Below are 24,935 nucleotides of genomic sequence, written 5' to 3' on the forward strand. Positions count from 1 at the left end.
CATATTGACACTACGCATACCGTAGGCACAATTTTCTCGGCTCTCGGCTCTCGGCTCTCGGCTCTCGGCTCTCGGCTTTTTAGGCCTGCACTCTAACCCGATCAATCACGTGCTCTTTGGCTTCGTCTTGACCGCCCGCGCGCGCCTTTTCCATCGCCCACAACACACGTTCAGGAGTCGCTGGCGTGTCTAAATGGACAATCGCTTTTTCACCTTGCGCGGTATTTTCTAGTGCCACCGCATGTACGGCATCTTTCAATGCGCTCCACACCGACATGCCGAGCATAAACGGTGGTTCGCCGACCGCTTTAGAATTGAACACGGTATCTTCCGGGTTGCTGCGGTTTTGGACTATTTCGGTTCTAAAGTCGATTGGCATATCTGCAATCGCCGGGATCTTGTAACTGGCTGGGCCGTTGGTCATTAAGCGACCTTTTTCATTCCACACCAGCTCTTCCGTCGTCAGCCAACCCACACCTTGTACAAAGCCACCTTCGATCTGACCAATATCAATCGCAGGGTTTAGTGATGCGCCAACATCATGCAAAATATCAGTACGCAAAATTTTGTATTCACCGGTTAAGGTATCCACAATCACTTCCGAACAAGAAGCACCGTAGGCAAAGTAATAGAACGGACGCCCGCGTGCGTTTTCATGATCGTAATGAATCTTCGGCGTGCGGTAGAAACCGGTGCTCGAAAGCGAGACTTGGTTGAAATACGCTTGTTGAATAAATTCAGCAAATGGGATCAATTGGTCACGAACTTCCACTACACCATTGTTGAAAACCACTTCTTCTGGCGTCACTTTGTAATGGTGAGTCGCAAACTCAATCAAACGCGCTTTAATGGTTAACGCGGCATTTTGTGCAGCTTTCCCATTCAAATCCGTACCCGATGACGCCGCTGTTGGCGAGGTATTCGGCACTTTATCCGTATTGGTAGCAGTGATTTGAATTTGGCTCACATCCACACTGAATTCTTGCGCCACAATTTGCGCTACTTTGGTATTCAGCCCTTGCCCCATTTCGGTTCCGCCGTGGTTCAAATGAATACTACCATCGGTGTATATATGGATCAGTGCGCCCGCTTGGTTTAAAAATGTAGCGGTGAATGAAATACCGAATTTGACTGGCGTTAATGCGATGCCTTTTTTCAAAATTGGGCTTGTGGCATTAAATTCAGCAATGTCTTTGCGGCGCTGTTGATAGTCGCTGGATTTTTCTAGCGCTTCGGTAATCTCAAGCAGGCAATTATCTTCCACTTTTTGATAGTAATGGGTCGTATCACGCCCTTCTCCGCCATAATAATTGGCTTTGCGAATTTCCAACGGATCTTTACCCAAGTAATGAGCAATTTCATCCATCACATGTTCGATTGTCATCATACCTTGCGGGCCACCAAAGCCGCGATAAGCCGTATTGGAAGCGGTATTGGTTTTACAGCGATTACCGACTACTTTGGCGTCGCCTAGGTAGTAAGCGTTATCAGAGTGAAACATGGCACGGTCAACAATAGAGTGCGATAAATCAATCGAGTAGCCACAGTTTCCTGATACCGTAAGCTCAGCGCCATGAATCACGCCATTATCATCAAAACCAACGCGATACTGGTTATAAAATGGATGACGCTTACCTGTCATGGTCATGTCATCACTACGCCATAAACGAATTTTGGTGGGTTTTTGCGTCAAGCTCGCAATCACTGCGGCAATACAAGCGGGTGCATTGGCTTGGGTTTCTTTGCCACCAAAACCACCGCCCATACGGCGCATATCGACCACGACTTTGTGCATGGCAACACCCAACACTTCCGCGACCACTTTTTGAATCTCGGTTGGGTTTTGCGTAGAGGTATACACAATTACCCCGCCATCTTCGGTAGGGACAACGCTACTGACCTGAGTCTCTAAATAGAAATGCTCTTGTCCACCGACATGCAAATCGCCTTCAATCACATGTTTTGCCGTCGCCAGTGCGGCTTGAGAATCGCCACGTTGTTGAACATGAGTTTCATGCACGAAATGCTTTTTGGCTAAGGCTTCTTCCACATCTAAAATCGCTGGCAGTGGTTCCAATTCAATCTTGGCTGCAAGCGCCGCTTTACGCGCGGTTTCCATGTCTTTTGCCGCCACCGCAATGATTGGCTGGCCGTAATATTCCACCACACCATCGGCTAATAGCGGATCGCCCGGGAACACCGCGCCGATATCTAGCTCACCTGGGACATCTTTACTGGTAATCGCGATTTCTACACCATCAAACTCAAAACATGGTGTGGTATCAATGCTGACGATTTTAGCATGCGCTTCAGTGCTCAAGCGGCAATAAACGTGCAATTGATTGGGAAACTCTAAACGGTCATCAACATAGATCGCCTCACCAGACACTTGTTTATCTGCGCTGTCGTGTTTGACTGATTTGCCCACACCGGTTTTAAGATCTTGCTTATATTGAGTGAGCAGCTCGTCGTAGCTTAATTTTGGAGAATGATTAGACATAAGACGTGACCCTCGTTTCAATACTGGTTTGCTTAAAGTTCTCACTATTTTGTTGTGATTGAGCTTGAGTTTGTTGCTCTAAGAAAAAGCGCAATAACATGTTGCAGGCGGTTTTAGAGCGATATTCTTTGCTGGCACGAAAATCCGATAATGGTTCAAAATCCTGCGCCAGTTGCGCCATCGCCTCTTCTACGGTTTGCTTATTCCATGCTTTACCTTTTAGTGCTTTTTCACATAAATCGGCACGTTTCGGGATCGCTGCCATGCCACCGAAAGCAATGCGAACGTCTGTTACGACATCATTTTCAATCGTAAAGTTAAACGCGCCACACACCGCAGAAATATCATCATCAATGCGTTTAGATAACTTGTACGCACTGAAATATTGCGTTTTATTAGAGTCCATTGGTTTAGGAATGATGATTTGCTCGATAAACTCTGACGGTTGCTGAACCGTCACTTTGTAATTAATGAAATATTCATCAATCGGTACTTCTCGCACTTGCTGCCCTTTTCTTAATTTCAGACGAGCATTGAGCGCAATAAGAAGAGGGGGCGTGTCACCAATAGGAGACGCATTGGCAACGTTGCCCCCAATAGTGCCTTGGTTTCGTACTTGCAACGACGCAAAACGATGCAGCAAGTGGCCAAAATCTGGGTAGTATTTTGCAAGAGTGGCGTAGCAATCGCTGATCGGCATATTGGCCCCGATCACAATGTCTTGCTCCGTTTCACGGATGGTTTTCATATCCATCACGCCAGTCACATTGATGAGAGTTTCGATTTCACGATGAAATTGCGTGACTTCTAGCGCCAAATCCGTACCGCCCGCCACCAGCTTAGCGTTTGGATGACGTTCGTATAATTCGGCTAATTCATCGGTCGTGGTCGGTGAAAAACTGGTGAGATTATCCAATACCAATGGCGAGGTTTTCGCATCGATCTTTTCAAGTTTGGCGATCGTTTGTTGCTCAAGTTCAGCAAATTGATCCAATAAAGGTTGGTCTGAACTGAGTGACAATGCCGCATCAACAATAGGACGGTAACCCGTACAGCGACACAAGTTGCCCGCCAAAGACTCCATCACATCTTCTTTATTGGCGCTTGGTTTATTTTTACTCAATGCAAACATCGACATGATAAAACCCGGCGTGCAATAACCACATTGTGAACCATGAAAGTCCACCAAGGCTTGTTGTACTGGGTGTAAAGATTGCTTATTTTTAAGGTCTTCAACCGTGATCAATTGTTTACCATGCAAAGAGGACACAAAGGTTAAGCATGAATTGACACTGCGATATTGCAGCTTGCCATCCACCAACTCACCCAAAACAACTGTACATGCACCGCAGTCACCAGACCCACAACCTTCTTTGGTACCGGTTTTATGCAGCTGAGTTCGCAAATAGTTCAACACTGTCATATTCGGTGAAATGTGACTCTCACGCTTCAGTGTTTGATTGAGTAAAAACGTAATCAAGGGGCTTCTCCTATCCACTCATTGCTAAGGTTATGACCCTCTGCTTTTAAGTATATAACCTCTATTTAAGGGTGCAGATGTTTGTCATAACTGACTTCCTGTAGCTTGAGTATTGGATTTCTTGACTCAATGGTCAAGTTTTGGCGATCACATTTTTTAAACAATTTCGTAACATATTGATTTGGCGATTTTTAATTCTTTCTATTTTTCTTACTGGCATAAAAAATGCCGACACAATGGCCGGCATTTGAAAGAGATGAGGTTAATTAAGATTAACTAAAGAAGGTTGAAACCAGAATAAAGGCACCGAATAAAAATGACGCCACCAGTGCAAAGGTGCCACCGCCAGCCGTATAAGCATGCTCAGCAGAGGCAATTTTAAAACTCGGTTTACGCACATTCCACGCCATCGCTAATGGGCCCCAAACCGCAAGGAAGACCAAGGTAATGCCAGCATAGTCCAACATGTTTAGGAATTTGTTTGAAAACAAACCCGTTACCAGCAATGGCAGAATAAAGGTTAATGCAAAAATCAATATTGCGGTGACCTTGCCTTCTTCCAACTTAGTGCGTTTGACGATACCCGCTATCGCATCTTTGTTTTGGTCAAATAAAGCCATCGACACACCGAGGAATGAAGTCACTAACGCTAACGCCGAGAAGATCGCAATAATGGTTTTCAATGTGCCAGATGATCCGCCAAATGCTGCGATAAGCTCTGAAATGTTATCGAACTGGCTGATTTCTGCCGTACCTAGGTTACCGATAATCGCAAACAACCAGGTTAAGTAACACACAAGAGGAATAATAGAACCCAAGAGGATCATATTGCGCATTTGCTTAGGTGTTGCCTCTTTGTTGTACATCACCAAAGAAGGGATCACGACCATAGACGCGAAACTGGTGAAAATCGTAGTGCTGTGTTTAACTACATCTTTCCATAAGAAGTCTGGAGTTTGCTCTAAGTAATCCAAATGGATATTAGTGAAAAGACTCACCACCACGGTGATCAACATAGTAATCATCAGAATAAACAACACACGGTTTAGCAAATCAATGTATGACTTACCCGCAATGATGACCACTGCCATGATAAAGCTGAATACGGTATAACAAACCTGTTGCGGTACATCAAAACCTAGACCTGCCCACAAGTTATGGAATAAGTCACCGATACCTAGAATGTACGCCACCAAAATACAAATCAGCAGCATATAGAAAAAGAAGTTGATGAAGTACTTACCACCAGTACCAAGAGACAATTGAGCGACACTGTTCATACCGCCAGTTTGAGACGTTTTTGTACAGGCTTCTGTCAGTAATAATGCCCCATAGGTTGTCCCAACAAAGATAACCAGCATCAAAATTAGGCTCACGGTAAAGCCAAATTGCGCTAATGCCATTGGAATGCCTAGCATACCTGCGCCTAATGCCGTTCCTGACAAGATTAAGGCACTACCGAATAATTTCATATTCACTACATCGGTCCTTTTATCATTTTTGTGTTTGCTCCTTTGATGCATTAATAAACAGTGTTATTCACTGGATTCAATCCATAAAGGTTTATGACTATAATTTTTAAGCCGCGCAGTGTAACAGAATATCTGGGTTTTTGAGCTTAGGTTTCGCTTAGGGTGGAATTAAACACTAATTATCTGCAAAAATTAGAAATATTAGCTTATGAAGCTAGTGGCGATATTCAGATCAGTAGTATTAATTACTTTGAGTGGCATATACAGAATCAAAAATTCAAAATTTGGTTAAAATTCGAGATTTAATTTGTTTTGGCTTAACGGGACATAGACAGCAAAAATGAATTAGCAATCATACATAGATACCAAGATAACCTCACAACAAAAACACACCAAAATGACAACAAATGAGAAGCTATTCGTTTTTTGTATCCGAATGCACGCCACAGCCTTTTAATATCATGTTAGTCAAAAATTCTGCCGCTTCTGAATAATCTTGCTTGCTGAGTTTTCTCTTTTTCATCACCCGACAAATTTGCCAGCCGAAGTCCGCATACGTTTGCGTCGCCGCCCAAATAGTAAACATTAAGTGATGGGAAGATACCGCATCCATTCTGCCCTGCTCGATCCATGTATCGAATTTCGCAATGATCATTTCTGATTGTTGCTGCAATTCATCTTCAATATCTTTCGGCAGTGATTGCCCACCCGACATCACTTCATTAGCAAACACTTTCGATGCGTAGGCGTGATCGCGAGAAATCATCAATTTAGTTTTGATATAAGCGGTTAAGGCTTCGACCGGATCATCCAGTTCCTGAATCGGTTTGGAAGCTTGCAAAAGTGGCTCTGTCACGCTTTCTAACACCGCGCGGTAGAGGTTGTCTTTCGAATTGTAATAGTAATAAATATTTGGCTTAGGAATGTTAGCTTCTTTGGCAATGTCAGCAACTTTAGTGGCCGCATAACCATATTTGGCAAAATATTGGCTCGCCGCTTCTATAATGGCACTTTGGTTACGTTCTCTTACTTTCGCCACGAATCCTCTCCTTGTTACCTATTTCAATTACCCAATCTCATTAGACTTACTGCTTCAGCTCACTTACATATCTTACTATTTTATAAACAAAAACGCCTAGTAAGAAAACCTCACTAGGCGTATTGCGTCAATATTCAGAGCAAACACTAATAATCAAACTGCCCGGTTTCAGACAATTGCTTAAACCACAAACCGTGCTTTTTCGGAATGCGATTGCCGGTTTCTAAATCTAAACGATAGAAACCATAGCGACGTTTGAATGAGTTGAGCCATGACCAGTTATCAATGAATGTCCATTGATGCACACCAAAACAGTTCGAGCCTTCTTCCATCGCGCGGTGCAATTGAACAAGGTGCTCTTTCATCAAATCCGTGCGGAAAGAATCATCAATGTAGCCGGTTTCATCGGCTTTACCTTCAGATTCTTCATCCATCGCAATACCGATTTCAGCAATATACCAAGGCAAATTGCCGTAATTATCTTGCACATTTTTAGCGATATCATAAATCGCAACAGGCAAGATCTCGTTATTATCACGGAACGGATTGAAACGACCTTCAGGATTGACGTAGTTTTCAAAATACACTTCTGGAGTGAAGTAATCTAATTCATATTCCGCTTCACGGGCTTTCACGCGACGCGGCACATAATAGTTCACACCCAGGAAATCCACTTTGGCAGAGCAGATTTCATCTATCTCTTCAGGCGATGTTTCTGGCAGGATGTTTTGCGCTTTCAGCACATCACACAGTTCGGCAGGAAATTCATTTTTCACCATAGGATCAAGGAAGCTACGATTAAACAGTAAATCGGCATACCATGCGGCTTTCTTGTCTTCTTCACTGTCATTACGGGTATAAGACGGCGTTAAGTTAAGGACGACACCAATTTGCCCATCCGCCGCGACTTTGTTCTGCGCTTGCAGCTGTTTATAAGCATGTACCGCTTGAGCGTGCGCTAAAATTGTATTGTAGCCAACTTGAACCGCTAACTTACCATCTCGCTTGCATGGGTAATGGAAGTCATACAAGTAGCCACCTTCAACCGGTACGATTGGCTCATTGAATGTGATCCAATATTTGATTTTGTGACCAAACAATTCAAACGCTTTCACTGCATATTGCACAAACTTTTCCACCACTAACTTTGACTCAAAGCCACCGTAGGTTTCTTGCAGTTCAGCTGGCATATCAAAGTGATACAGGTTAATCATGGGCTCGATGCCGTTTTCGATCATCTCATCAAAATAACGATGATAGAAATCCACCGCATCTGGGCACACTTCACCCGTCTCAAAATCTTTAATTAAGCGTGTCCATTGAATGGAAGTACGAAATGAATTCATCCCCACTTGCTTCATTAAACGCACATCGTCTTGATATTTATGGTACGTATCGCACACTACATCTGAGCTGATTTCACGATAAAAGCGCTCTGGTGATTGTTGAAACCATAAATCCCAAATAGATGGATTCGCTTTATTGGTTGAGCCTTCGGTTTGAATACCAGACGCTGCCGCGCCCCACATAAAATCTTTTGGAAATTGATAAGTTGTCATTGAATGTCCATCCATAAGAATACGAAGAATAAGAATTAAGAATGCTGTAAATGTAAGAATGCCGCGCCACGTACACCAGACGAATCGCCGTGCACATTTTTAACCACCGGCGTTACCACCGATTTCGTAAACGTGTATTGCTGCATTTTTTTTGCCACTTGCGGGTAAATTTCATCGACATTTGACATGCCACCACCCAGTACAATCACTTCCGGATCGATAAAATTCACAATAGTGGCTAGTACGCGCGCGAGTTGATCGCAATAACGAGAAAAATGCTGCTGAGCCTGTGCATCACCAGAGCGGTACAACGCCATGATGTCTTTAGAAGAAAGGGATTGACCAAAGTATTGCGCATATAAACGCTCAAACCCCGTGCCGGAAACAAACAGTTCATTACAGTTATTTGAACCGCAATAACATTGAACGCTTGGACCATCCGATTCAGGATGAAAATGAGGCAATGGGTTATGGCCGATTTCGCCACCCAGCTTATTTAAACCTGTGACTAAACCTTTATTAATGATCACACCTGAGCCACAGCCCGTACCGATGATGATTGCGACACAAGAATGTTCAGCATCTTTGGCTGCGCCATCTTTAAACTCAGACAACGCAAAGCAATCGGCATCATTGGCAATCGCGATAGGTACGGAAAAATGCTGTTTTAAATCGCCAATAAAATCTTGCCCGTTGAGCACTAAAATATTTGCCCCTTGCATTAAGCCATCTGGCCGGATTGAGCCGCAACAGCCAATACCAATAGATTCAATATCACCGGCTTTTTCAAGTTCTCGAATCACAGATAAAGTGGATTGTAGAAATGCTTGGTAGGACGTTTTATCGGTCGGCACTCGATGCTTGAGAAGCGTTTGATAAGCCTCACCTTCTTTGACAAGCCCAACCCCCTCAATTTTAGTACCGCCAATGTCTAGACCGACAATCATACTGGTCTCTCCTTAAATTTTTATTTTTCTGTTATTCCATCAACATTTCTGTCGAGATAAAAAGTGCCATAATGCACCTGTTAAATTAGCATCATTACCGAGTTTACAGGCTTGAATTTGCGGCACAACTTTAGAGTGAGGCAATTTCTGTAATATGTTCGCAATTTTATCTTCAATTCGGCTGATTAATTCCGAGCGGACACTCACCGCCCCGCCTATTAATATTATTTCTGGATCAAAAGCATATTGTAGATTAAACAATCCTGTTGCTAAATTTTGATACCAATGATCAATTGCACTTTGACAATCGACATCACCTTCCTCAGCTAAAGTGAAAATATCGATTCCAGTCAAACTGCCTTCTGATAAATGCTTTTTACGACATACGGACGCAATAAGTCCTCTAGTTGAGGCCACATCACTAAAGGTGACAGGAGATTCATCTTGATAACATGCGATCATGTATCCAAATTCACCACCATGTAAATTTTGCCCATGTATGATTTTTTTCTGATATACGTTTGCTCCACCGATGCCACTGCCTATCACAACCATACAAAACTGAGAGCAATGTTGAGCAACACCTTTCCACGCTTCAGCTAAAGCAGCACAATGTGCATCATTTTCAATTTCACAAGGCAGGTTATAACGCTGTTGAATTAATTCTCGCCAATTAGGACCATGAATATAGTCAATCGCGCTCGACCCATGAATGACACTGGTTTCTACATTTACCGCCCCACAACTACTGATTGCAATGCCTTTCAATATGACCTTTTGTTTTTCTACTTCAACCAATACCTTATCGAGTTGAAGCAAAAAATTTTCTAAAGTGTCTTTCGGTGTAGGAAAGCTCCCTTTATGAAAAAAATGTCCCTCACCATTCATTACTGAATATTTAACTGCACTTCCTCCGATATCAAGAGAAAGATAATATTCATGATCCATATCTTACCTACCCACTATTCCAACCTATCAAGAGAAAATCCGGCAGCCCAAAGACCACCGGAAGTGTAATTACTTCATTACGCGTTTTTTGGCACGCTCCCAACGCGCATCCAATTTTTCTAGTGCTTGGTTAAAATCTTTTGCTGTCATGAGATCCTGAATATAGCCACCGGAGTAAAAATCAATTTTCGAGCGGTTAGTGACTTCGATAAATGTTGTAGAATTGACAGGGGTTTGAATCACCGTTGGTTTAAAATCCATATATTCCGTTAACTGAGGAAGAGATGGTGATTTAGATTTTAATGTTGGAATAAAACCAGAAACCTTATCAAAGTCAGATTGTTCAATTAAGAATTTGATATAAGCTTTAGCGGCGATTTTATTTTTAGAAAATTTACTGACGGCATAACCCCAGTCATGGTTCATCTGAGCATATAACTCGCCTTTGTTATTAGATGGAATTGGCATAAATCCAATATTATCGCTATCGGCACCCTGTTGAATCACTTGTGGGATAACCCAGTTTCCAAGGTAATACATGCCAGCTTTACCTGTTGCAATCGCATTTTTTGAATCTTCCCACGAGTTAGTCATGAGGTCTTTTTCTGTCAGCCCTTCATCAATAAGACGTTTTAAAGTTGATAAAGAGGTATTGTATGCTGAACCTTTTTCTGAAAAAGGTTTGTCTTGCGTTAGCATCTTTTCATACACGCCGTTATTACCTTCTACGACCAGGGGAAATTTATCCCATTGCTGTAGCGGCCATTGAGCACCAAAGTTGATGTAAAAAGGAATTTGGCCTTTGTCTTTAATTTTATGTGCCGCTTCGAACAAAGCATCCATTGTTTTGATCGGCACTTGTACGCCGGCATCTTTTAATACTTGTTTGTTATAAACCAAACCTTCGACCGAGTTCCCCATCGAAATACCGTATGACTCCCCCTTGTAATTCCACGCATCATGGAAATAGATTTCATCTTCTCCATATAGATGTGTAAGGGGTTCATAGAAATTTGAATACTGCTCTGCTGGCACCGAAGGCAAAATTAAGATGACATCACCATAATCGCCGGTGTTCATACGAGTTCGAATCCCGCCTTGATAATCGGCAAACCCAATAACTTTCACGTCACTGACATTAGGGTACATCGCCTTGAATTCTTTGGTATAACGATCGTACACACCATCTTCTAGCAAATCCGTACGGTTGGTATAAAAGGTGATAGCGCCTTTGACTTGCTCAGCATTGATGCCACCCATGTCGCTCGCGTGTGCAAACGTCACACAGCCAAGCGATAAAGCGCTGCATAGTGCAGTACGAGCTAATGTTTTTGTCGATCCTTTCATTGTTTTTCTCCACAGATTGTTGTTCTCGTTTTGTCCCACGCAACAAATCATAACGTTACGATTTTAAATTCCAAACACAAATAGTCATCAACGTGATTATAATCACTTTTTATCCATCACTCTTTTTATTAAAAATAAACAAATCAAACAAAAATAAAGTAATTACAATACTTTAAATCCCAAATAGCTCTGAATAATCAAAAGCATAAAAAAGTGATCCACATCATCAAATAGCGTTGTTCGTGATGAGCCTGACAAAAACGTAACGTTAAGATTAATTTTTAGTGCGTTTTTAATCACACTAAAATCCTTACTACTACATAAGGAAGATAGAATGAAAATGAATCCGATGTTAATGACACTGCCTTTAGCATTTGTACTCAATGCATGCCAAAACACTCCAGCAGAGAAACCGCAAACCGTTGAACACTTTATTAACCAAAATGGCACACAACTCTATAACGGTGACCAACCCTATCGAATAGCAGGTACCAATAATTACTACCTGCATTATCAATCAAACGAAATGATTGATTCTGTTCTGGATGATGCACAAGCTATGGGGCTAAACACCATTCGCATGTGGGGCTTCATGGATGGCATCAGCCACAATCACACAATGCAACCAAGCCCAGGGGTTTATACTCCACCTCCAGGCGTCCAAAGTGCCTTAGAACGACTTGACTATACCGTTGCAGAAGCGAAAAAACGTGGCCTTCGATTAGTGATTGTGCTTACCAATAACTGGGGGGATTTTGGTGGCATGTCTGAATATGTGAAGTGGTTTAATGGGGAAAATCACGATGATTTTTATCGTAGTGAGAAAATTAAATCCACGTACAAAAACTATGTAAAGCATCTGGTTGAACACACCAACCGTTACACACAAGTGCCTAATAACCAAGAACCAACCATAATGACATGGGAATTGGCCAATGAGCCGCGTGCCCAATCCGATAAATCAGGAGAACTGCTTTACCAGTGGGCGAAAGAAATGAGTGATTATGTTCGTACTCTCGCACCAAAACAACTGATTGCACTTGGCTCAGAAGGTTTCTTTAAACGCCCGAATACCGATGATTGGACCTACAATGGCAATGAAGGTGTCGATTGGGAGCGCATTATTACTCTTCCTAATATCAATTACGGCACTTTTCATTTATACCCTGAGCACTGGAAAAAACTCAATTCTGAGCAATGGGGAACGCAATGGATCGTTGATCATGCACAAGCCGCTAAAAAAGCCAACAAACCAGCTGTGCTAGAAGAATATGGCATTGGTAAAGATGAGCCTCTAAATAGAGACTTTATCTATCGAAAATGGACGAATACTGCTTATGAGCAAGGCTTAGCTGGTAGCATGTTCTGGATCCTCTCTGGTATTGAGCCAGGGCAAGCTGATGGTCTTTACCCTGATTATGATGGGTTCCGTATTCTCAATGATGGTGGTAGCACCGCTCAATTGTTAATGGAACATTCTCAACAAATGAGGGGCATAGAGTTCCCACAACAAAATCATGTTTATATCACCTACCCCATTGATGGCATGAAAGTGAGTGATGAACACATCAAAGTATCGGCTTATTCATTTAACCACCAGGATGATAACTTAATAAAAATGGAATTACGCCTACCAGACTTAAATCTAGTCATTCCAATGACAGACCCAGAGGGTGATGGCTATTATGAAGCCCGTGTTAAACGAGATGATCTTGGATTAGGCGAAAAGACACTCATCGCTATGGCGTCTTACCAAAAAGGCCCAAAAGAAACCTACAAAATCCATGTTGAAGTTGATAGACCTATCACTGGTTATGCGCTCGGCACCCATTTTGATTTTGATAGCCAAAGTATGCAAGGTTGGGAAAAAGATGGTACATGGCAAGCCGAGTGGAAAAACCCTGCATTGGAAATCAGTAGTGATCTAGGCTCACCTATGCTTAAGCTAAACCTCTCTTGGTCTGGTAATAATGATTGGGAAGAAGTCAAAATCCGAAATATGGCAGTGAAAGCACTCAATACCCATACCCATATGCAATACGACCTTTACATTCCAGTGCAAGAAGTCAATGCCGGAGGGGTTCGCCCTTATGCTGCTCTTGGAGACGGTTGGGTAAAACTGGATACAGATAGAAACCGCGTAGCACTCAGCGACTTACCTATCGTGACCATGAAAGAAAAACAGTATTACAAGCAAACCGTCAAAATCGAACTTGGTGATATTAGCAATAAATTACCTGATCTATTCTTATGTATTGTAGGAGATAAGCTCGCGCTCGATGGTGCAGTTTATATTGATAATATTCAACTCTTTAAGCCAACCTTCGACTAACAATTCATCTTACACTACGTTCTGAATAGTAAAGGTTAGTTGATAAAAAAAGTCCTCACCCAATTAGAGGTGAGGACAAACCTCAAAGGAGGTAGGCATGAAGACAACAGTTAGTCAGAAATTATCAATACAATCCTTTTCAACAGTCATTTATTGGCTAATTCTATAAATTACACTATTAGAAAATGCTTTAATGCTATTGATTTCATTTGGCTTTTGATAAAAAACGCTACCAGGCAATGAATAGTGTAATTGCGAATTAACTTTAACTTCTCCATTCAAGACCAACCAATAACATGGGTAGTCAGTCATCGGAGTCACCAGAGACTGACCAGGCATTAAGCGAAACTCTTGCATAGAAAAATGATCATTAGGAATGCTGTATGCCTGGCCTACTGGTGCTACATCTTGTTTATCTAAAAACATAATTTCTTGATGTTCGACATTTAATGCATCAACCATCTGCTGCGTTTGCTGCCAAGTTAATTCACCGTCTGTCGATAAAGTATTATTTGATAAATTAGTGACGGCTAATACTTGACCAAAAAGATCGGCGTATAAAGTACCAGGAGAAATATATACAGCCTGCTCTTTCGGGAGATAAATAAGGTTCATCAAAAACAAAGCGACTAACACCCAATCCACGGTTCTTGCCTGTTCTTCATAACGTTTTGCTAAGGCCATAAACCAATATAAAGCTTCGCTTTTAGGCAACTCATTTTGCAAAAAAGCGTCTTGATATTGCGCTTTCAGCGGACATAAAGCCGATTCAATTTCTGTTGGATTTTGATGAATGAGATAACGTAATAATCCGCGAATACCGTATTCTTCAAGGACCAAAACGTAAGGAGCAAGATCTTTGTAACGCTTCAACTCACACAACGCCGCTAGAGGATCTTTGAAGCCAACCAGTAAATAACTATCTGAAATTGCTAACCTAAGTTGCGGTTTACTATACCCGTCTTTATATAAACGAATCGAGTATGGTGTATTTCTTTTATTCTCAAAGTCATAGCCTTGCTGAGCTTTCAGTGCATCAGGATGAACGCGTAATCCACAAGGCCGTTGGGTATCCAACAATGAAAACTCAAATGGAATTCGCGCACCGTACTGCTTCAATGTTTCACTACCGATACGAATATCAGGCGCTAAAGATAACCAGTTCGACAATAAAGAACCGTCAACTAAACTTGCTGAATACCTAGGGTTATCACTAAAACACAGTGAGGAGATGGCTTGTTTACAACTTTGAATCATTAGCAATTGTGGAACAAAATGCCAGCCTCCCCAATCTCCGAATCTCACCAAGCCTTTTAATTCAATCATGGCATCCTCATATTAGAAACTGCAAAAGGTGAGAGCCGCTGCCCTCACCTTCTCCGATCACATTCACGGTATACGTTAACCATAAATAGTATCGATATTTATCAATACTCGTACTTTAGAACCACACTTCTGCTTGTACACCGAAGTTCCATGTATCGGTTGCACCATCGCGTGTATAACCTGAATCAAGTCGGCTCGCCGCATCATCATCCCATTTCGCGTAAGTCACGAAAGTACGGATTTGTGGACGTCCCCAAAAACCTTCTTCAAAAGTAATTGTTGGAGCAATTGTTGCTTTAACTAAGCCACCTTTTGCACCATCAGTACGGTCTTCATCAATGTATTCGTAACCCACCTCATACTGCATCGCAAAGTACTTAGCAATTTGTTGGTACGGGCGAACACCGACAGCCCATAAGTTACGGTCGTAACCTGAATTGGTTGGGTCAGACCAATCCGACCATGGGTTGTAATCGCTATCAGTTTGATAGAATGCAAACGTTGAAATATCCCAAGTTTCATTCACATTCGCTAAAGCATCGAATACAATTCGGCCTGATTGTGTATCATCGGAATTACCAAATCCCCAACCGTTTTTACCTAGTGAATCACCTGCCGCCATGCCTTTACCATATTGGACGGTTATTTTTGAATAACCATTAGCAATGCCGTAAAAACCATCAAAGTTATATTGCGCGCCAATTCCAATACCGCTTGTCGCTGCATCAGGGCTCCATGAACTTTCTTCCATCGTATGTGCAGCAAGTTGGAATGCTAAACCTGTGCCGGCAATCTGTTTTAGAATTAAATTGATTGAAAGATCTTCAGGGTAACCTTCAGCTTTTGGATCACGCGGCTCCACACTAGTTCGGTCACTTGGGGTAAAGGCATAAACACCGACATCTAACTTACCGATACCGATATCAATGTTATCCGCGCCCCCACCAGTACCGTTGTACTGAATGTATTCCCAGTCATATTGATGATTGGATGTATTGTACGAGTTGTATCGCTTACCGGCCCAAAACACTACGCCCGGAGCGAAATCCAAACCACCAATTTCGACCATACCTTCACGGAACTGAATATCATGACCATCGCCATCCACACAGTTCCAATCTGATGTACAGTTCGTTTCATGCGTTAGGTTCGCTCTCACTTTTGCCCAAGCACCATCATCGTTTGTTGCTTTAATGGTTGGCACCAATTCAATTTTTGTATTCTGCTCGTTACCTAAACGAAACTTACCGTAATTGGTAAATAAACCGACTGACTGAACTCTATTACCTTCACTATTCATCAATAACCCAGATTTAATGTAACCATGTAAATCTGCATCCCAATCCGCGGCCAAAGCAACACCAGAAGAAAATAATGAACTTAAAAGGATACCTGTTGTTAGCTGATTAATTTTCATTTTTATCGTCCTTAAATTATATGAATCGGTGAGAGAGAACCGTTCACACTGCAAGTCATCTCGCTCTCACAATCACACTATACCCACCAATAAATCGTAACGTTACGATTTATTGGCAAAACATGATCTGCGCAACACTAATAATCCAGCAAGCGAGATCTAGGTAATATTTCAGGACAAACACTGCTTAAATAACTAACCAAAGATATAAAAAGACGAATAAAGTGACGAACTGATCACACAATCCAAGAGTTAAAAACTTATCACAACGAACAAGATAACGATACGATTAATGATAATAAAATGCCCATAAAAAAAGCAGCAATTCATAAATTGAACGCTGCTTTAACTGACTTCATTTAAGGAATGGAGCTGCTTGCGGGAAAACTCAGACTACCTTGGATAAAAAATGGTTTTTTCGACATGTTGCAATGCTTCAGGTTCCGCTTTGCCTTCAACCAACTTAACTAGATAATCAGATAAGCGAGATCCCACGCTATGGAAGTTTTGACGTAAGCCAGAAATGGGTGGAGTAAAGAATATAGGTAAGTCACATGTCTCAACGGCAATGATATCAATATCTTTACCGATCACTTTACCTGCATCTTGAACACCAGCAATAATGCCACATGCACTAATTTCTGAACCGCAAATAATTCCATCTGGCGCGTTATCCGAAAGCATCAACTCTTTTGCATATTCTCGGTAATTTCCTACATCAGTATCAAAAATAATGTCACGGTCTTTATCAAAATCGAAGCCGCATTCCATCGAAGCTCGCTTTACACCGTAATACTTATGCCAAGAGTAGGTATATACATAGGAAGAACTCAACAAGCGCATTTTTCTCCGGCCTTGCGTGAACAATTGCATCGCTGCACGGTAACCAATATCGTAATTATCGACATCCACAAATGCGTGATTTATCGACATTTCGGTCTGACCGAAAGTGACAAATGGGATATTTTGCTCATGCAAGTAAGACACGCGTTCATCTTGTGTTTTGGTGAGGTTAAAAATGATCCCACCAGCTAAATTATTTTCTACCGCGTATTTAACCGGCTCAAGCGGATCTTGCCCTGGCTCAAGTGGCAACACAGTTAAATGATAAGGCGTTCCTTCTAAACCCGCCGTTAAACCACCAATTAAGGAAAGCGTACCGACATCACCCACCGAATCTCCAGCTTTCATCATAGGTAAAATCGCACAGATGTTATAGTTGATACCTGTACGCAAGCCTAAACCAGAAAGATTTGGTTTATAACCTAATTTCTTAGCGGCCGCTTTTACTTTATCTTTCGTCGGTTGCTTTACATCGTCTCCATCTTTTAAAGCACGAGAAACGGTAGTAACCGAAAGTCCGGTATATTCTGCTAATGTTTTTAAAGTCGCTTTTGGCATGGCTTCTGGCTTAGTGTTCTTATAAATATGAAACTTAAAGCAATTTAATCACTGTCTATACCCTAACTCAAGCTCGATGATGCGGTTTCTCGACCGCATCATACAAATCATGGGTAAATAATCATGCCATAGATGGTCATTCCACAATTGATTGCTTACGTCTTAACGGATACCTGACAGGTTAAATACGCTCTTGCGTTGCTCCACAAAATAGCGAGATATGCTGGAGGTTCACATTGACATTAATCACTTCACCATCATGAATATGCACATTTGCATCCAATTTTGCTTTTAATGGCTGGCCATTCAAATTCAGTTCGACCAAAGTTTCTGAGCCTGTCATTTCATAAGCGGTCACCGGTAACGATAGTTCCATCTCACTGTTTAAAGGTGATTGCGTAATATGCTCAGGGCGAATACCAAACAGGACAGTGCGCCCTTCCACTGGTTTCTCTAGAAAATCATAATGCGTCATTGGAATAAATAACTGACCAATTTGAACGCCCCATACATTCCCTTCTTGGAGTAATTTGCCTTTTAATAAATTGATTTGTGGAGAGCCTACGAATTTAGCCACAAACACATTGGCTGGCTTATTGTAAATATCATATGGCGTACCGATTTGCTGTGGCACACCTTTATCTAACAAAATTATCTTGGTCGCCAATGTCATGGCTTCAATTTGGTCATGCGTTACGTAGATAATGGTTGAATCTAGTTTGTGATGCAGTTTTTTCAATTCCAATCTCATCTCACCACGCAATTTTGCATCAAGGTTCGATAAAGGCTCATCGAACAAAAAGACTTTAGGTTGGCGCATCAGTGCGCGCCCAATGGCTACGCGTTGCCTTTGACCACCGGAAAGTTGAGCAGGTGTCCGTTTAAGTAAATGATCGATTTGTAGCATTTCAGCGACTTCATTCACTCGTTGCGTAATCTGCTCTTTTGGAAACTTATTGATTTTCATACCGAAGCCGATATTTTCTTCAACTGTCATATGCGGAAATAATGCATAAGATTGAAAAGCCATCGCAATATCTCGGTCTTTAGGATCCGCTAACGTGACATCTTTATCACCAATGAGTACTTGCCCTGAAGTCACATCTTCTAATCCAGCAATTAAACGCAGAAGGGTTGATTTACCACAACCTGATGGCCCTAATAAAACGGTGAAGCCCCCTGCTTCCATCGTTAAATCGATATCATCCAAAATTACGGTTTTTCCGTACGATTTATTAAGATTATTGACGGCTACTGAATACATAATCCATTCCTTTTATTCTTTTTCATTTTGTTCTAGCTGTGAAATTCGCTGATATAGCTCAAGACAAGCTCGTGTATTGTGGTAAGGGCATTTCCATGTAGAAACTTGAGGAAATTGCCACTGGGGTCGATTATTTTGATCGATAGACCAAAACCATTCACCGTTCACCTTATCTATCTGATGCTGAGTAATTGCATGCCAGCATTTCGCCATGGCGTTAATCCACTTACTCTCATGGCTTACCTGATAGGCATTCATAAAACCGACTAAAGCCTCGGCTTGCACCCACCAAACTCGGTTCAAATCAATACCGATATGGCTTTTCCATTCATTGAAAACGAAGCCAGCTTCGGCAAGCGCGTGTTCGTATGTCAATGTAGCCAATTGATAGTTTTTCGCTATCAGTTCCTCTTTCCAAGGCGATGCTGGTAAGTGATCTAATGCTTCATCGAGCAACCAACTGGCTTCAATTTCATGGCCATAAGAAATCACATCGTACGATTCTGCAGTCTCATGATCTCGTGGGGAAATCAGCTTCCAATCACTAGAAAAATACAAACCAAGGTGTCCATTAACTCGGTAAATTCGGCGCTCAAAGACCGATGCGATCCGCTCAATGGCTGAAAGCAAAGATTCACATGACCAGCACTTCGCTAAGTTTGAGTAGGCTTCGAGCACGTGTAAGTGGGTATTCATTGTTTTAGGCGCGAATTTAAAAAACATACCGACATCACCCAAGAGGTGGTTTTCGCAACTAACCCAATGACGCTGAAAGGCATCGTTATAGCCCCCAAGAACACTATCTAGTGCCTTACGCTCAATTAAATGAAATATACGTTTTGCCAGTTCAAGAGCTTCTTCATCTCCAACTGCAGCGTAATACTCACTCAGGGCATAAATTCCAAATGCTTGATTGTAAGTGTGCTTAAGATAATTCGTAACGTTACCATTTTTATCTAGCATCCAAACCAAACCATCATGAGCTTCATCGAATGCGTTTTGAGCTAAAAATTGATAAGCATGTGCAGCCAGTTGCTTATATTCTTCTCGCTTAAACACCTTATAAGCACTAGAGAAAGCCCAGAGAATTCGGCAATGAAGTAAAACTGACTTATCCGCATTTTTATCAACTTTTCCACGATAACTCTCAGAGTAAAAGCCACCATTACTATCATCTTTTAGAGCAGCCCAAAAAGTAAGGATGTTTTCGGCTTCTAGCTGAAACTCTTTTTTTAATTTATTGAGATCAAGCATAAGTTCCCTTATTAAGCATCATCGCTTTGATTTGATAATGTGGATTGATTCTTCATTGCGATCACAAGACCTGGCGTTAATAAATAAAACAGAGCAATTAACGGAAATGCTAAACTCATTAGAGATAAAAACAAAATAGCAACCAATCCTAATATTACTTGCCAATGATGTTTAGAAAAAAAATAAAATGCATTATTCAAATCATCTTTAATCCCAACGGTTTCATACATACTTATTTGAATCGCCAAACATAAAATAACGATCGTCACACCGATGGCAAATGGAATGATCGCGAGTCCAAACACACTTAGAAAATCTAACTGATTCACAACGGCCCAATGCCAATACCACATGGTGCACATAAGCGGGACAACGAGTAATAACCATAATTTATTCGCACGCGCCCAAACAGAACAATACACCCGCCATAGCATCGCCACAGAAACCCGCTCACCTTCCACATACCAACGAATTCCAGTACACATCATTATTAGCGCTGGCATAATACCAAGCACGATACCGCTCGAAAATGAGAAAATAATACCAACCACATTCAACCAAGCAAGCCGTGATAGCCATTGACAAAACCACATAGTATTATTCATTCGCTAGCCTTTCACTGCGCCATTAGTCACGCCTGAATAAATTTGTTTTTGTAGTAGCAAAAATATAATAATCGATGGTAATAAGATAATAACAATACCTGCCGAGATAGTGGTCCACTCCGTACCAAATACGGTAGTAAATTTATATAAAGCTGTAGATACTGTTACTTGAGATGATTCTGGCAAGTACAAAAGTGGAAAGTAAAAATCATTATAAATAAAGATTGTTCTTAAAATTATTATTGTGGCAATAGCAGGTTTCAATAATGGTAATATCACTTTTCTATAAATCAAAAAATACGATGCACCTTCAATTTTCGCAGCTTCATCAAGCTCTACAGGAATACCTTTCATAAATTGCAAAAACACATAGATCATCACCACATCTGCACCTATATATAATAAGATTACAGATGCTTTATGGTTAATTAATCCTAACGATTTGATCACCTCAAAAGTCGCTACTTGTGTTGTCACTGCTGGAATAACCATAGCGACGACATAAGCAAGAAGAACCAATTTTTTGCCTTTGAATTCAAAACGAGAAAGCACATAAGCCACTTGGGTACCAAACACAATCGTAAAGATAAGTGAGATAATAAGAATAGATCCCGTGTTAAAAAATGCGAGGCCGAGATCACCGTCAGTAAACACTTTGATGTAATTACTAAAATTGAAAAAACTTTCCGGTAATGACACTTTATTCGTGCTGTAATACTCTGGCAGCGTCTTAAATGAAGCCATTAAGACTGAATATGGTGGAACCAATACAGCAATCGAAGCAATAATCAGTGTGGCATATTTAAACAGCTGCCAAAATACCCAAGATGGCTTTGATAAATTTTGTTTAAACCGCGCTTTCTTCATCGCTTTTTCATTTTTTGCGTATTCCACATTACGTTGATGAGCTCCTGAGGCTAAAACCTTATCCATACTATTTTCCTTCCTTAAACAAGACTTTTTGCAAAATCATGAATAAAACAACAATCATCAGCAGTAAGACTGCCATTGCCGACGCCAAGCCAAAATCATTAAAGTTAAAGGCCGTTTCAAGCGTTGCCATTACAAACGTTTTGGTACCATTAGCGCCTTTGGTAATGATCATAGGGATTTCGAATACAGAAAGAGAGCCAACAAAAGCAAGCAAGACCTGTAGACCTATCACCATTTTGATTGAAGGAAGTGTAATGAAACGGAATTGGTGCCATTCAGATGCACCTTCAATTCGTGCGGCTTCATACTGGTCTTGTGGAATCGATTGCAGCACACCGTAAAATAGAATTAGATTAAAGCCCAAATAACGCCAAATCGAAGCCGCAACCAGTGACCAATTCACAATATCTGAATCCATTAGCCAAGGTCGAATTAAGTTTTCTAACCCGATGACCGTCAAAAAGCTATCCAGCGCCCCATCCACTTGATAGAAGATTTGAAACACCATAGACGCAGCCACAGCATTCAATACAAAAGGAATAAAAAGAAGCGTTTTAAATATGTTTCTTCCTGCTAATTTTGAGTTAACCAACACTGCAAACCACAAAGACAACACCAGTTGGATCACGGCACCTACGAAATAATAGAGCGTAACCAATAGTGGATTTAGCTGTTCTGGCTCCTGCCAAAGATAAGTGAAGTTATCTATACCAATAAATTCCTTCACTGGTGCATACCCATCCCAGTCAGTTGTACTCATATAGAAAAGCTGTGATGCGGGGTAATAAGAAAAGGTAAACAGCAATGCTAGCGGAATCGCTAAAAATGCGACCACGATAAGCCTTTGTTGCTGTCGTAATGTTAATTTAATCATTTTCACTCCAATCCAATGTCGGTCTTGCAAAAATGATAACGTTACGATTTATGGCTGTGTAGCTATGATATAAATAGTTGTGAACTAGATCCGAAATGAGAGCTGATTTTCAGTTAAAAACCCGACACCAAACAACAAAATTGTAACGTTACGATTTTAACTCAGAGTAGAATTTTAATAATAAACACGAAATGAGAGTTTCAAACGATAAAGTGGCAAATCTATGCATAAAAACGTGTTCGAATTGAAATTCAATACTGAAACAAATGTAAACATTCAGATCAAAAAAACCCGAATCGTTCTGAGACTACATCTGGCTTATGCTGCACACAAAACATAAACCATTCATCAGAACCATTCGGGGCGCACCTAAAGGAGACAAAAAAGTGCGGTAAAAACTGAGCTTTTGCGGCGCACTACCCTCATTCCCAAATATGATGGCAGTACACGAGTCCAGTGCAATCACTCAGCTATAACAAAGAAGAAATTCAACTTAATCTCTTACTCTCCACGAATATTGTGATTCCCACGCGCCTCAATCGCTTTGATTAACGCGGAGTGATCCCAGCTAGAGCCATCCATTTCCGCGCACTCAGTGAATAATTGCTGCGCGGTGGCGGTATTCGGGAGATCGAGTCCAAGTTGTTTAGCACCCGTTAATGCTAGGTTTAAGTCTTTTTGGTGCAACGCAATTCTAAAGCCTGGGTCAAATGTACCTTTCACCATGCGCTCGCCATGCACTTCTAAAATTTTAGAGTTAGCAAATCCGCCCATTAATGCGTTACGTACGCGCGCAGGGTCTGCACCCGCTTTTGAGGCAAATACCAAGGCTTCAGATACCGCTTCAATATTCAATGCTACGATGATTTGGTTCGCGACTTTACAGATCTGCCCAGCGCCATTATCACCGACTAAGGTAATGTTTTGGCCCATGACTTCAAACAAAGGCTTGGCACGTTCAAATGCCGCTTCACTGCCGCCCACCATGATGGTCAGTGATGCGTTGATTGCACCAATTTCACCGCCAGACACAGGGGCATCTAAATATTCCGCGCCACATTCTTTGATTTGCTTTGCAAACTCTTGTGTTTCGATCGGCGCAATTGAACTCATATCAATCACCAATTTGCCTGCTGACAAACCTTGCGCAATACCGTTGTCACCAAATAGCGCGTCTGCTACATCCGGTGTGTTTGGCACCATTGTGATGATCACATCTGATACTTGCGCCGCTTCTTTACCACTGTGAACCACGGTCGCACCGCCATCGACTAATTCTTGTGGCGGAGCAACAAAGTGATCCGATACCACAATTTGATAACCGGCTTTTTGTAAATTCAGCGCCATAGGTTTACCCATGATGCCTGTACCAATAAATGCAATCGTTGGAGTCGTCATAATCTCGTCCTTAAAATTTGTTTTTTATATATTCAGTAAATTCAATTACGCCATTTCTTTTAGCCAAGTAAGGCCTTCTTGCGTAGTGGTTTTCGGTTTGTACTCACAGCCAACCCAACCGTCATAACCTATGCTGTCTAAATGCTTAAACAAAAATGGGTAGTTAATCTCGCCCGTTCCTGGTTCATGTCGACCTGGGTTATCGGCCAATTGCACATGCTGAATTTGGCCTAAGTGCTCACTCAATGTTGGCGCGAGATTCCCTTCCATAATCTGCATGTGATAAATGTCGTATTGGAAATTCAAATTATCACTGCCCACTTTGGCGATAATATCGAGCGCTTGCTGAGTGTTCGTTAGAAAGAAGCCTGGAATATCACGCGTGTTAATCGCTTCGATAATCAAGCTAATACCGTTTTCTTTGAGCGCCCCTGCGGCAAAACGTAAGTTATTCACAAAGGTTTCTTCGGCCTGCTCAGGTGTCACACCATCTGGTACGATGCCCGCGAGGCAATTCACCTGCTTACAATCGAGTGCTTTGGCATATTGAATCGCTTTCGCAACACCTTGTTGAAACTCATCAACACGTTTCGGATCAACCGCAATACCGCGGTCACCATCAAGCCAATTACCCGCCGGCAAGTTAAACAACACTTGTTGTAGGTTATTTTCGTGTAACACTTGTTGAATCGTGCTTGGTTCAAAGTCATACGGAAATAAATATTCCACGCCATGAAACCCAGCCTGGGCGGCTAAACCAAAGCGTTGTAAAAAATCCACTTCGGTAAATAGCATGGATAAGTTCGCTGCAAACTTAGGCATATCCTTCTCCTAATTTC

The 24,935-nt window shown here is 41.6% G+C and carries 19 protein-coding genes; 1 reads left to right on the plus strand and 18 read right to left on the minus strand.

The window, feature by feature from the left end; genetic code table 11:
• Positions 1 to 79 precede the first annotated feature (79 nt).
• From xdhB to Vgang_RS15225, 8 genes are all read right to left on the minus strand, one after another.
• Positions 80 to 2,500 (minus strand): xanthine dehydrogenase molybdopterin binding subunit, encoded by a 2,421-nt coding sequence (xdhB, locus tag Vgang_RS15190; protein ID WP_105901671.1) that lies wholly within the window; start codon positions 2,498 to 2,500, stop codon positions 80 to 82.
• Positions 2,493 to 3,980 carry a xanthine dehydrogenase small subunit gene (gene xdhA, locus Vgang_RS15195; RefSeq protein WP_105901672.1) on the minus strand — a complete coding sequence of 496 codons (1,488 nt, stop codon included), beginning with the start codon at positions 3,978 to 3,980 and terminating at the stop codon, positions 2,493 to 2,495. The genes xdhB and xdhA overlap by 8 nt, the downstream gene beginning before the upstream one ends.
• Before the next feature lie 272 nt (positions 3,981 to 4,252).
• Entirely contained in the window at positions 4,253 to 5,452 is a 1,200-nt protein-coding gene (locus Vgang_RS15200; protein ID WP_105901673.1) for an amino acid permease, read from the minus strand.
• A 415-nt stretch (positions 5,453 to 5,867) separates the two neighbouring features.
• Complete coding sequence (locus Vgang_RS15205; RefSeq protein ID WP_105901674.1) at positions 5,868 to 6,491, minus strand: TetR/AcrR family transcriptional regulator; 624 nt, start codon at positions 6,489 to 6,491, stop codon at positions 5,868 to 5,870.
• 146 nt (positions 6,492 to 6,637) lie between these two features.
• A complete protein-coding gene (locus tag Vgang_RS15210) occupies positions 6,638 to 8,050 on the minus strand; it encodes a glycoside hydrolase family 1 protein (RefSeq protein WP_105901675.1) in 1,413 nt (470 codons plus the stop codon).
• A gap of 35 nt (positions 8,051 to 8,085) precedes the next feature.
• Positions 8,086 to 8,997 carry an ROK family protein gene (locus Vgang_RS15215; RefSeq protein WP_105901676.1) on the minus strand — a complete coding sequence of 304 codons (912 nt, stop codon included), beginning with the start codon at positions 8,995 to 8,997 and terminating at the stop codon, positions 8,086 to 8,088.
• Positions 8,998 to 9,036: 39 nt separating this feature from the next.
• Entirely contained in the window at positions 9,037 to 9,945 is a 909-nt protein-coding gene (locus tag Vgang_RS15220) for an ROK family protein (RefSeq protein ID WP_105901677.1), read from the minus strand.
• A 69-nt stretch (positions 9,946 to 10,014) separates the two neighbouring features.
• A complete protein-coding gene (locus Vgang_RS15225) occupies positions 10,015 to 11,292 on the minus strand; it encodes an ABC transporter substrate-binding protein (protein ID WP_105901678.1) in 1,278 nt (425 codons plus the stop codon).
• A 334-nt stretch (positions 11,293 to 11,626) separates the two neighbouring features.
• Here Vgang_RS15225 and Vgang_RS15230 point away from each other — a divergent pair, with 334 nt between their 5' ends.
• Positions 11,627 to 13,624: a cellulase family glycosylhydrolase gene (locus Vgang_RS15230; RefSeq protein ID WP_105901679.1), complete on the plus strand. Its 1,998-nt coding sequence runs from the start codon at positions 11,627 to 11,629 to the stop codon at positions 13,622 to 13,624.
• 150 nt (positions 13,625 to 13,774) lie between these two features.
• On the opposite strand, the gene Vgang_RS15235 is transcribed toward Vgang_RS15230, so the two are convergent.
• From Vgang_RS15235 to hyi, 10 genes are all read right to left on the minus strand, one after another.
• Entirely contained in the window at positions 13,775 to 14,950 is a 1,176-nt protein-coding gene (locus Vgang_RS15235; protein ID WP_105901680.1) for a cupin domain-containing protein, read from the minus strand.
• 115 nt (positions 14,951 to 15,065) lie between these two features.
• Positions 15,066 to 16,367: a carbohydrate porin gene (locus Vgang_RS15240; protein ID WP_105901681.1), complete on the minus strand. Its 1,302-nt coding sequence runs from the start codon at positions 16,365 to 16,367 to the stop codon at positions 15,066 to 15,068.
• A 393-nt stretch (positions 16,368 to 16,760) separates the two neighbouring features.
• Entirely contained in the window at positions 16,761 to 17,768 is a 1,008-nt protein-coding gene (locus Vgang_RS15245) for a LacI family transcriptional regulator (protein ID WP_105901682.1), read from the minus strand.
• A 181-nt stretch (positions 17,769 to 17,949) separates the two neighbouring features.
• Positions 17,950 to 19,032, minus strand: coding sequence for an ABC transporter ATP-binding protein (locus tag Vgang_RS15250; protein ID WP_105901683.1), 1,083 nt, complete (start codon positions 19,030 to 19,032; stop codon positions 17,950 to 17,952).
• A gap of 12 nt (positions 19,033 to 19,044) precedes the next feature.
• Positions 19,045 to 20,286, minus strand: coding sequence for an AGE family epimerase/isomerase (locus Vgang_RS15255; protein ID WP_105901684.1), 1,242 nt, complete (start codon positions 20,284 to 20,286; stop codon positions 19,045 to 19,047).
• A gap of 11 nt (positions 20,287 to 20,297) precedes the next feature.
• On the minus strand, positions 20,298 to 20,891 hold the full coding sequence (locus Vgang_RS15260) for a DUF624 domain-containing protein (RefSeq protein ID WP_105901685.1): 594 nt from the start codon (positions 20,889 to 20,891) through the stop codon (positions 20,298 to 20,300).
• Between the two features lie 3 nt (positions 20,892 to 20,894).
• The gene (locus Vgang_RS15265; RefSeq protein WP_105901686.1) at positions 20,895 to 21,824 is read right to left on the minus strand and encodes a carbohydrate ABC transporter permease; all 930 of its coding nucleotides are present in this window, start codon (positions 21,822 to 21,824) and stop codon (positions 20,895 to 20,897) included.
• Between the two features lies 1 nt (position 21,825).
• A complete protein-coding gene (locus Vgang_RS15270; RefSeq protein ID WP_105901687.1) occupies positions 21,826 to 22,698 on the minus strand; it encodes a carbohydrate ABC transporter permease in 873 nt (290 codons plus the stop codon).
• Positions 22,699 to 23,199: 501 nt separating this feature from the next.
• On the minus strand, positions 23,200 to 24,096 hold the full coding sequence (locus Vgang_RS15275) for a 2-hydroxy-3-oxopropionate reductase (RefSeq protein ID WP_105901688.1): 897 nt from the start codon (positions 24,094 to 24,096) through the stop codon (positions 23,200 to 23,202).
• 45 nt (positions 24,097 to 24,141) lie between these two features.
• Entirely contained in the window at positions 24,142 to 24,918 is a 777-nt protein-coding gene (gene hyi, locus Vgang_RS15280) for a hydroxypyruvate isomerase (RefSeq protein WP_105901689.1), read from the minus strand.
• Between the last annotated feature and the right edge of the window lie 17 nt (positions 24,919 to 24,935).

This window comes from Vibrio gangliei (assembly GCF_026001925.1).
Classification (GTDB): domain Bacteria; phylum Pseudomonadota; class Gammaproteobacteria; order Enterobacterales; family Vibrionaceae; genus Vibrio; species Vibrio gangliei.